Origin of the sequence: Hyalangium sp. (assembly GCF_045802625.1) — a bacterium.
Taxonomy (GTDB): domain Bacteria; phylum Myxococcota; class Myxococcia; order Myxococcales; family Myxococcaceae; genus Hyalangium.
The window spans coordinates 1-9041 of the sequence record NZ_JBJMQP010000171.1 but is presented as its reverse complement, the minus strand read 5'-3'; the positions used below and the strand labels follow the sequence as shown (position 1 = coordinate 9041).

Genomic DNA, 9041 nt, shown 5'->3' with positions numbered 1-9041 from the left:
CAGCACAGCGGCCTTCCAGACTCCGGTCCACCTTTGCGCCATGCGCCACCTCCGAAGCGAAGGCTCAGCGAGCCCCGTCAGCTCTTGTGGGGGCGTTGGGACTGGCGCCGCAGCCAGTTGTTGAGGAACGCCTTTACCGCCGGGTGCTCCGAGCGGCGGAACTCCTCCGGGGGGCCGAACTCGACGATGCGGCCCTCGTGCATGAGGGCCAGCTTGTCTCCCGCCCGGAAGGCGGAGGCCACGTCCGGGGTGATGACGAGCGAGGTGGCGCCCAGCTGGTGCTTACCCGTGAAGATGACCTCGTTGACGGAGGCGGTGGTGAGCGGATCCAGGCCGGCCGTCGGATCGTCATAGAGGAGGATCTTCGGCTGGAGGATGGCGGCGCGAGCGAAGCCCACGCGCTTCTGCATGCCGCCGGACAGCTCGCCCGGGAAGCGCAGGGCCGCGTGCGTCAGCCCCACTACCGCCAGGGCCTTGTTCACCGCCTCGCGAATCTCCGGCTCCGACATGCGAGTGCGCTCGCGCAGCGGGAAGGCCACGTTGTCGAACACGTTGAGCGAGTCGAACAGGGCGTTGGCCTGGAAGAGGATGCCCATCTTGCGCCGCAGCCCGTCCAGCCCCGCCTCGTTCAGCTGGGAGAGATCCTCTCCGTCCACGCGCACCGTGCCCCGGTCCGGGTGCAGCAGCCCCACCAGGTGCTTGATCAGCACCGTCTTCCCCGAGCCGGACACGCCCATCAGCACGCAGGTGGTGCCCTCTTCCACCACGAGATCCACGCCGCGCAGAATCTCCTGATCCCCGAAGGACTTGTAGAGCCCTCGCACCTCGATCATCGGCTTGCGCGCCTGCTCACCGCTCGTCTCGCTCATCGCGGCGGCAGCATGACATGTCCCGCCACGCCCGTCTCACGCTGGGCGGTTGGCGGCCACTCGTCCCGCGAGGCCAGGGCTATTCGATGAGGAGCAGCCCCCGCTGGAGCCCGCTCGAGCTGTCCACGGTGGTCATGGCCTGGTAGAGCCGCTCGGTGGGGACCAGCCACGGGCGGTACTTCTCATTGACGTCGAGCACGAGCACCAGATCCTCCTGCTCGAGATACCCGGCGATGGGGGAGTGGTGTCCCCCGACGGTGCCGAAGAGCGGCCCGCGATCGAAGTTGATGATGTAGCGCCGCTGCGGCTCGTTGACATGGCGCAGGTGCTGACGGAACTCCTCCAGGCTCAGGCCGCGCAGCACCTGCACTCCCGCTGGGGGCTTGAGGTTGCCGCGGACCACCTCGGCGAGCTGGTCCAGCGTCAGGCCTCCCCAGCAGAACCCGAGCGTGCACTTCCCCGTGCCCTCGAGCACCTGCTGCGGAGTGGCCCCCGGGTGTCCCAGCGTTCGCAGGACATTGGCCGCGCTGGTGGGGCCGCAGAAGGACACGTTGGGCTGGAACACCTCGCCCGCGTGCGCGTACTCCGCGGCGACCGGAAGTTGCCAGGCGCGGGCCAGGAGCGAGGGATCCTGGTAGGCCGCGCTGGCCTTGATGGAGACGACATCCATCCGCCTTGGGAACAGGAGCGGACGCGCGACGACCGCCCCCATGCCGAGTACCACCAGGAGACTCAGTCCTATCGCGAGACGCTTTCGGCTCATGCGCCGGAGTCTAGCGTGGAACTCCCGGCGCCAGGCTGCGATATGAACCGTGAGGCTTCAGCGCCTACGGGCGCACCCACAGGCGAGCCGAGATGACGACCCTCATTCCCGAGAAGAACAAGCAGCCGGGCGTGTGCTACGCGGTGACGGGCGATGGGCTCGAGGTCCCCGTCATCGATGTGACGCACCCGGCGTTCGCGGTGGAGCTCGATGACGCGGCGATCGCCGTCATGCTCGAGAAGTTCGCGCGGGACGAGCAGCGCCGAGCCAAGGTCCCGAAGCCTGTGCAGCGCCTGCTGTTGCGGCTGATCGTGGGCCGGTCGGTCCTGGGGCGCGGGCTGCTGGCGGGGGCGGGTGGGGTGCTGGGCGGGATGACGATGTACCTGGGCAAGCTCGGCCCCGACAACCTGGGCCAGGGCTGGGCCAAACGGGTGGATCGCCAGATCGCCGCCGCTCCACCGACGAGGTTGGCGCGCCTTCGCCTGGAGGACATGGCGCGCCTGCTCGCCGACGGGCTCGCTCCGGCGCTGAGCGCACGTCCACAGCGCCCGGTCCAGCTCTTCAACATCGCCGGAGGGCCTGGGGCGGACAGCTGGAACGCGCTGTTCCTGCTGCGGAAGGAGCACCCACGGGAGCTGTCTGGGCGGCGGATCTCCATTCACGTGTTGGATCCCGACGAGAGCGGCCCCGCGTTTGGGGCCCGTGCGGTCGCCGCGCTCCGCGCCGAGGGAGGCCCGCTGCGAGAGCTGGACGTGAGCTTTCAGCACGTCCGCTATGACTGGCGCGACGTGGACCCGTTGCGCAAGCTGCTGCGGGACGCGGAGCTCGGTGACGCGGTGGTGGGCTGTTCTTCGGAGGGCGGACTGTTCGAGTACGGGACGGACGAGGAGATCATCACCAACCTCGAGGCCCTTCGTCTCGGCACGCCGGGAGACTCCAGGGTGGTGGGCTCGGTGACGCGCGGCGATGGCCCCACGAGGTTCGCGCAGGAGTTCACCGTTCGCCCGCGCTCGCTCGACGCCTTCCGGGCGCTCGTACGCCGAGCAGGCTGGGAAGTGGCGAGCGTGATCACCCGCCCCTTCAGCTACCACGTGAGCCTGAAGCGCGTGAGCTGATGCGCTGTCACCCGCCTCCGCGCATCAACCCGGGGGCCGCATGGGACTCCTGCAGCTCCGAACGTGAATACCGTGTGGCATGTCGCGGGTCTAGTAGTGGCAATGGCAACAGGCTATTTCTTCACCATGAACATGAACGACACCACCGCCGCTTCCTCTCTCTCCCGCCCCGCGAGCCAGCCCTCGAAGGGGCTGCACATTGCCCTCTGGGTGGTCCAGGTCCTGCTGGCCCTCTCCTTCATCGGGGCGGGGTTCATGAAGCTGACCGTCCCGCTTGAAGAACTGGGCAAGCAGATGGCGTGGGTGACCGCGACTCCCGGGCCGCTGGTGCACTTCATCGGCCTCGCGGAGATTGCCGGCGCGCTCGGGCTGATCCTGCCGGCCGCCACCCGCATCAAGCCCTTCCTCACAGGCCTGGCGGGCGTGGGGCTCGCCACGGTGATGGTGCTCGCGCTGGGCATGCACATTTCCCGTGGGGAGTTCCCGATGATTGGCGGCCCGGTGGTGCTCGGCGCGCTGGCGGCCTTCGTCGCCTGGGGTCGGCTGAAGAAGGCCCCCATCGCGCCACGCACGTAAGCAACCCCTGTCTCTGGTCCGGTAGGAGTGAAGCCATGAATCCTCAGAGCCCTTCCATGCCGTTGCCGACGCTCTTCCTCTCGCATGGAGGGGGGCCCTGCTTCTGGATGGACTGGGGGCCTGAGGATCCGTTCAAGAACCTGGCGGCTTCGCTGCGAGGGCTCGCGGCGTCCATCGGCGCCAGGCCCAAGGCTGTCCTCGTCATCTCCGGGCACTGGGAGGAAGAGCAGTTCACGGTGCAGACGCACCCCCAGCCGCCCATGCTCTACGACTACTCCGGCTTCCCCGAGCACACGTACCGGCTGAAGTATCCGGCGCCGGGCTCGCCATGGCTGGCGCAGCGGGTGAAGGAGCTGCTCGGGGCCGCGGGGCTGCCGGTGAGGGAGGACGGCGAGCGAGGCTTTGATCATGGGCTCTTCGTGCCGTTCCTGCTCATCTACCCGCAGGCGGACATTCCCATCCTCCAGCTCTCGCTCAAGACGAACCTGGATCCTCGGGAGCACCTGGAGCTGGGCCGAGCGCTGGCGCCGCTGCGCTCCGAGGGCGTGCTGATCGTCGGCAGCGGCTTGAGCTACCACAACCTGCGCAGGCTGGTGGACACGGCGGGAGTCTCGGAGCCGTTCGACGCCTGGCTCACGGATGCGGTGTGTGATCCAGATCCAGCCTCACGCGCCAACAAGCTCGCGCGCTGGGCCGAGGCCCCGAACGCGCGTGCGTGCCACCCCCGAGAGGACCACCTGATTCCCCTGATGGTGGCGGCGGGGGCGGCGGGCTCGGACGTGGGGCACAAGATCTATTCCGAGCGGATGGTGAACTGGAAGTTTCGCACTTCCTCCTTCCAGTTCGGCCCCTCGCTCACGGCGCCGTGAGCGCCCCGAGGCTCAGCGGGCGCGGCGGAAGCCGTAGACCCACGCGCCGGCGGCGATGAGCACAGGCACCACCACGGTGATGTTGAGCGTGATGAAGACGGCGTCATTGCTGCCCTGGCCGGTGTAGTCCACGCCGGACACGTGCAGCAGCGCCTTCATGCTGGTGACGGCCCAGTTGGAGTAGATGGGGACGATGAAGAGCCACGCCAGCCGCTTCTGGCCCACGGGGCCGTAGCGCAGCATGGGCAGCGTCCACGCCACGCCGAGCAGGAAGAAGGTGCCCATGAGCGCACCGAGGTGAGCGGCGAGCGCCGTGTGCGGATCGGCGGGCACCTTGCCCGTCATGGCCGCGGCCACATAGCCCCCGGTGAGCAGGCCCAGGAGCATGAGCCAGGCGGCGGCATGCGCCATGAGCCGAGCGGCGGGCAGGGGCGCGGAGGCCGCGGAAGGAGCCGGAGCCGGCGCGGAAGGAGGCTTGGGATTCGGGAGTGGGGCGAGGTGGGGAGCGGGAGTCATGGTAGGTGTCCGCCATCTTACGGCGACAACCGTCCGGATGCCGAACCGGGGCTCTTGCTAGAAGGGGGCAGGCAAGCTTCGAAGCCCCGGGAGGTGGGAGCGCGCATGGTGGAGTCCATTGATCACTTCATCATGGCGCTGGGGATGGCGGGGCTGTTGGTGCTCGGGCTGGCGGCGATGCTGGAGTACGTGGTGCCGCCGTTCCCGGGGGACACCATCACCCTGCTGGGCGGGGTGTACGCGGTGCGAGGCCAGCACCCGTGGCCGTTAGTGTTCCTGGTGGTGGTGGCGGGCAGCGTGGCAGGAGCGGCCATCAACTATTGGTTCGGCACGTGGCTGGGCCGGCGCTTCGACGCCAATCCCCAGGCGAGCCTGTTCGGCATAACGCACGCGAAGCTGGAGGAGGTGCAGGCGCGGATGCGCCGAAGCGGGCCGTGGTTGCTGCTGGTCAACCGCTTCCTGCCGGGCATCCGAGGCGTCATCTTCATCGCCGCGGGAGCCTCGCGCATCCCCCGCCGCAACGCGCTGCTCCTGGGAGCCGTCTCCGCCATGGCGCACACCGCGCTGGTGCTGAGCATCGGCCGGATGGTGGGCGGCAACCTCGAGCGGTTGGAGTTGCTGGTGTCCCGGTACCAGATGGCGGTGGTGGTGCTGGTCGTCATCGGCGTGCTGGCGGTGGTGGTCCGGGCGCTGGCGCGGCGCTCGCCGGCCACCTGAGGCGGACTATTGGACACGGAGCGCCGAGCGAGCAGGCAGCGGCTCATTCTCCGAGTGAGCGCTCTGGGCGCTCCAGGTATCAGCGGTGGGCAGAGGCCGAGGCTTCCGCTTCAGGCTCCCACGCGAAGCTGGTTAAGTCAGGCCCATGCTCCGCACTCGGCCCTGGCTGCTGTTCCTCGTGGCGCTCGTGTTCGCCGGTGGCTGCCGGTGTAACGACTCGGGAGTCGGCAGCGCGCGTGGGGACTTCCGCGTGGAGGAGACGGAGGTGGACTTCGGCCGCGTGTTGGAGGGCGAGCAGTCCCGCCGCACGGTGACGTTGGTGGGCACGGGGCGGGCCGGAGTGACGGTGGCGGCGAGCACGGGCAGTCCCTTCTCGGTGACGGAGGGCTCGGTGTCCGTGCCGGGCGGAGGGACGGTGATGTTGGAGGTGGTCTTCACCGCGGGGAGCGAGCCGGTGGAGGGAGTGCTGGAACTCACCGCCGCGCGCCACACCGAGACGGTGAAACTCAAGGCCGAAGGGGTGAGGCCCCTGGCGTGCGTGCCGACGGTGCAATGCCACGAGTCCCACTTCGAGCTGAACCCGGGCCTGTGCGTGGACACGCTGGCGCCGGACGGGACGGTCTGCATTCCCACCAGCCGGTGCGAGGAGCAGGGCCGTTGCCAGCAGGGAGTATGCGTGGGCTCGCCGCGGAGGTGTGACGACGACAACCCGTGCACGGTGGACGCATGTTCGCCGACGGAGGGCTGTGTGACGACGCCGGTGGTGTGCCCCTCGCCGGTGGATCGCTGCAAGGTGGCGGTATGTCGGCCCACGAGCGGCTGCGGCGAAGCGAACGCCGCCGACTACACCCTCTGCGGCAGCGTGGACTGCAAGTCGGCGAACCTCTGTATCGCGGGCAGTTGCCACACGCAGCCCACGCCCGAGGGCTTCGTGTGCGCTCCGGCGACGCCCTGCCAGGGAGAGGGGCAGTGCCACTCGGGGGAGTGCCAGCGGCCGGACGCGGGAGATCTCCGCCCGGCCTTCTCCCAGAATCTGGGCGGGATGCCGGTGGCGGAGCCTGGAGGACCGGTGCTGCTGGTGAGCGAGGATGGGCTCTACGCGTCGGTGTGCAGTGACGATGCGGGGTGCCGGCTGGTGGCCTTCACGAAGAACGGGCTGCTGCGCTTCGAGGCGCCGTACGAGGATGGAGGCCCGCGCACGCTGCTGACCCTGTCCGATGCGGGGATCCTGATGCACGAGCCCGCCTCCGCGCTGGAGAGCTATGCGCTGGACAGCCCAGGCCAGCGCTTGTGGCAGGCCACGCTGGCGGAGCAGGCCCCGCAAGAAGCAGGCATGGCACCCTTCACGGGAGCGGGACGGGTGGCGCTGACCGCGGAGGGAGAAGCCGTGGCGCTCATCTCGTGGCGACCGGCGGAGGACGCAGGCCCATCGCCTGATAGCGGAGAGGACGGAGGCACGCCCGCGACGTTGGTGCTGCTCGACAAAGACGGAGGAGTACACCGGTCCGGGCCCGTGGAAGGCTTTGGCGGCGAAGGCGCGCGAGTGGCACTCGACGAACAGGGCGCCGTGCTGCTGTCCGCCGAAGGGAGCGGGCGCGTAGCGCGAGCCGACCTGGAGCCCGAGGACGGGGGCACGGGTTTCGTCACCCAACCGCTCGTGGAAGGGCAGGAGGACGGAGGCAATTCGCTGGCCGTGGCAGGAGGGCGCCTCTTCGCGGGAGCGCGCTACTTCGCCACCACGGACGGAGGCGCCACGGACGGAGGCACGGTGGCCCAAGTCTCCTGGGATGGAGGCACGCAGCCGCGCACCCCCATCGACGAGCCAGCGCTGCTGCTGGACGACGTGGGCTACGCCTTCGCGCGAGGCTGCCTGGAGGACGGCGGAGCGTCGTGCACGCCCGAGCATGAGCAACTTCTGCTGAGAGCCCTGGACGCGAAGACGGGAGCCACGAGCTGGGAAGTGCCGGTGCTGCCAGTGGACGCGCCGGGCACGCTCTACGAAGCCTTACTGGTGCAGGGCGGAGCAGTGGGCACGCTCACGGATGTTGCCCTGGACGGAGGCCCACTGGCGCACGTGCAGCTCTTCGCGCGAGGAGAACGGGTAGCCATCTGCTCATTGAAGGATCGGCCGCACATCGCGGGGGCAGCACACGTAGGCCGCTTCCTCTACGTGGTGCTAGAGCGCGACGGCATCTGGCGGCTAGAAGCGTTCGATCTAGGCTCGTTCGGGTTCGCCGAGACGCGAGGCTGGCCCCAGCGCAACGGAGCCTCCGAGACCCGGCGCGCCGTGCCCTGAGCAGGGTGGAGCGAAGGACTCCAGATTCATTCTGATTCTGGAGGATATTTCTTCATCAGCTCTTCTGGCAGGGGAGTTCGAAGGAGCTCGAACCCCTGTCCATTTCGCCTGGAGATGACTTGAAAGCCTTGACCCGCGACGCGGATCAGCTCGCCCTCGCGAGTCTTTCCAGTCGTGAGCCACGCGTCAGCTTCCTCTCTCGTTGCAAACGTTTGAGAGACGACGACGTAGTCAATGGCAGGCGTGTAGAACGAGCGAAAGAACTCGCGGTAATCTTCCAGCTTCTGAGTCTCGCGGACGTAGAAGAGCGCGACTGCGGCGATTCGGAGCGCCTCGTCCTCAGGCGAGCCTTCCGGGTATTTCTCATTCACACCGCGGAGGATGTCCAGAACGGAGTCTACGTCGAAGTGGGGGTTGTATTTCATGGGGGCATTCTGACTAGAGGGCAAGGGGAGCCAGAATCAAAGCACCCGCCCCGCCCGTTGTGAGCACGAAGGCAGCGCCACCTACGACGACAACGGTTCCCAATGCCACCTCGGCCTTGTGCTGCCTGATCCAATCAAGCGCTTGATCCATGCGCGAAAATTCGAGCTTCTTCCCTTGTCGCGCTTCTTCCTGCTCTTTTACGCACTCATTGTACTGATCTTTGCAGTCCGAGGTGCAGCGCTGATAGTACCATCCTGATTGCTTGGAGTTATGAGGCCATGGGTAACGCTTCTTCCAACATCTCTCCATGCACTCTTCATGTTCTTTCTGGCAATCATGGCCGCCTGCGCCGCCAATTCCGAGCGCGGTGCCGACTCCCTCTGCATTCTCGGAGATGATGTAGATTTGGGGTTCCGGCCTTTGGGTGTGAGAGCACCCCGCACTGGCCAGTGCCACCGCAAACATCAAGACGAGCAATCTCATTTCGCTATCCTCGCCCCTACGGCTTGCTGTCCATGTCGATCCACAGGTCCTCGAAGCGGACCTGGGGCGGAGTCATGTGCAGCCGCAGATCCTGAACCATGGGCGTGGCCACGGCGAAGATGCGGTCGTGGTACAGGGGCAGCAGCGGGCAGTCCTTCTCGAACAGCTCCTCGGCGCGGCGGTACAGCATGTGGCGCAGATCCGGATCAATGGACACGCGCGCCTCAGCAGTCAGCTGGTCCAGCTCGGGGTTCTTGTACCCGAGCGGATAAATGGTCTGCGCGCTGGAGTTCAGCAGCAGGTAGAGGAAGTTGTCCGGGTCCGGGTAGTCGGCGATCCACAGCGTCCGGAACGCCGGAATCTGCCCCGCGCGCAGCCGCGTCGTGTAGTCCTGCGGAGGCAGCTCCACGT

Annotated in this window: 10 protein-coding genes and 1 pseudogene; 5 read left to right on the top strand and 6 right to left on the bottom strand. The window is 67.7% G+C overall.

Going from position 1 to position 9041, the window contains the following annotated elements:
* Nucleotides 1–77: 77 nt before the first annotated feature.
* Nucleotides 78–869 carry an ABC transporter ATP-binding protein gene (locus ACJ8AT_RS30200; RefSeq protein WP_407741394.1) on the bottom strand — a complete coding sequence of 264 codons (792 nt, stop codon included), beginning with the start codon at nt 867–869 and terminating at the stop codon, nt 78–80.
* Nucleotides 870–948: 79 nt separating this feature from the next.
* Nucleotides 949–1632 (bottom strand): phytochelatin synthase family protein, encoded by a 684-nt coding sequence (locus tag ACJ8AT_RS30195; protein WP_407741393.1) that lies wholly within the window; start codon nt 1630–1632, stop codon nt 949–951.
* 92 nt (nt 1633–1724) lie between these two features.
* Here ACJ8AT_RS30195 and ACJ8AT_RS30190 point away from each other — a divergent pair, with 92 nt between their 5' ends.
* From ACJ8AT_RS30190 to ACJ8AT_RS30180, 3 genes are all read left to right on the top strand, one after another.
* Nucleotides 1725–2747 (top strand): hypothetical protein, encoded by a 1023-nt coding sequence (locus ACJ8AT_RS30190; RefSeq protein ID WP_407741392.1) that lies wholly within the window; start codon nt 1725–1727, stop codon nt 2745–2747.
* 126 nt (nt 2748–2873) lie between these two features.
* Nucleotides 2874–3323: a DoxX family protein gene (locus tag ACJ8AT_RS30185; protein ID WP_407741391.1), complete on the top strand. Its 450-nt coding sequence runs from the start codon at nt 2874–2876 to the stop codon at nt 3321–3323.
* Between the two features lie 35 nt (nt 3324–3358).
* Nucleotides 3359–4192, top strand: coding sequence for a DODA-type extradiol aromatic ring-opening family dioxygenase (locus tag ACJ8AT_RS30180; RefSeq protein ID WP_407741390.1), 834 nt, complete (start codon nt 3359–3361; stop codon nt 4190–4192).
* A gap of 12 nt (nt 4193–4204) precedes the next feature.
* Here ACJ8AT_RS30180 and ACJ8AT_RS30175 read toward each other — a convergent pair whose 3' ends face one another.
* On the bottom strand, nt 4205–4708 hold the full coding sequence (locus ACJ8AT_RS30175) for a hypothetical protein (protein ID WP_407741389.1): 504 nt from the start codon (nt 4706–4708) through the stop codon (nt 4205–4207).
* A gap of 105 nt (nt 4709–4813) precedes the next feature.
* Between ACJ8AT_RS30175 and ACJ8AT_RS30170 the strand changes: the two genes are divergently transcribed.
* A complete protein-coding gene (locus tag ACJ8AT_RS30170; protein ID WP_407741388.1) occupies nt 4814–5425 on the top strand; it encodes a DedA family protein in 612 nt (203 codons plus the stop codon).
* A 145-nt stretch (nt 5426–5570) separates the two neighbouring features.
* Nucleotides 5571–7721 (top strand): hypothetical protein, encoded by a 2151-nt coding sequence (locus ACJ8AT_RS30165; protein ID WP_407741387.1) that lies wholly within the window; start codon nt 5571–5573, stop codon nt 7719–7721.
* Nucleotides 7722–7747: 26 nt separating this feature from the next.
* Here ACJ8AT_RS30165 and ACJ8AT_RS30160 read toward each other — a convergent pair whose 3' ends face one another.
* The 3 genes and pseudogenes from ACJ8AT_RS30160 to ACJ8AT_RS30150 form a co-directional block, all read right to left on the bottom strand.
* A complete protein-coding gene (locus tag ACJ8AT_RS30160) occupies nt 7748–8146 on the bottom strand; it encodes a hypothetical protein (RefSeq protein ID WP_407741386.1) in 399 nt (132 codons plus the stop codon).
* Nucleotides 8147–8159: 13 nt separating this feature from the next.
* A complete protein-coding gene (locus ACJ8AT_RS30155) occupies nt 8160–8630 on the bottom strand; it encodes a hypothetical protein (RefSeq protein ID WP_407741385.1) in 471 nt (156 codons plus the stop codon).
* A gap of 16 nt (nt 8631–8646) precedes the next feature.
* Nucleotides 8647–9041: pseudogene (locus ACJ8AT_RS30150) on the bottom strand (ABC transporter substrate-binding protein); the annotation flags it as partial.

Bases quoted from the DNA above. Each gene is read 5' to 3' on its own strand.
- ACJ8AT_RS30160 (WP_407741386.1), bottom strand. From the start codon at position 8,146: ATGAAATACAACCCCCACTTCGACGTAGACTCCGTTCTGGACATCCTC.
- ACJ8AT_RS30165 (WP_407741387.1), top strand. From the start codon at position 5,571: ATGCTCCGCACTCGGCCCTGGCTGCTGTTCCTCGTGGCGCTCGTGTTC.
- ACJ8AT_RS30155 (WP_407741385.1), bottom strand. From the start codon at position 8,630: ATGAGATTGCTCGTCTTGATGTTTGCGGTGGCACTGGCCAGTGCGGGG.
- ACJ8AT_RS30185 (WP_407741391.1), top strand. From the start codon at position 2,874: ATGAACATGAACGACACCACCGCCGCTTCCTCTCTCTCCCGCCCCGCG.
- ACJ8AT_RS30175 (WP_407741389.1), bottom strand. From the start codon at position 4,708: ATGACTCCCGCTCCCCACCTCGCCCCACTCCCGAATCCCAAGCCTCCT.
- ACJ8AT_RS30170 (WP_407741388.1), top strand. From the start codon at position 4,814: ATGGTGGAGTCCATTGATCACTTCATCATGGCGCTGGGGATGGCGGGG.
- ACJ8AT_RS30200 (WP_407741394.1), bottom strand. From the start codon at position 869: ATGAGCGAGACGAGCGGTGAGCAGGCGCGCAAGCCGATGATCGAGGTG.
- ACJ8AT_RS30195 (WP_407741393.1), bottom strand. From the start codon at position 1,632: ATGAGCCGAAAGCGTCTCGCGATAGGACTGAGTCTCCTGGTGGTACTC.
- ACJ8AT_RS30190 (WP_407741392.1), top strand. From the start codon at position 1,725: ATGACGACCCTCATTCCCGAGAAGAACAAGCAGCCGGGCGTGTGCTAC.
- ACJ8AT_RS30180 (WP_407741390.1), top strand. From the start codon at position 3,359: ATGAATCCTCAGAGCCCTTCCATGCCGTTGCCGACGCTCTTCCTCTCG.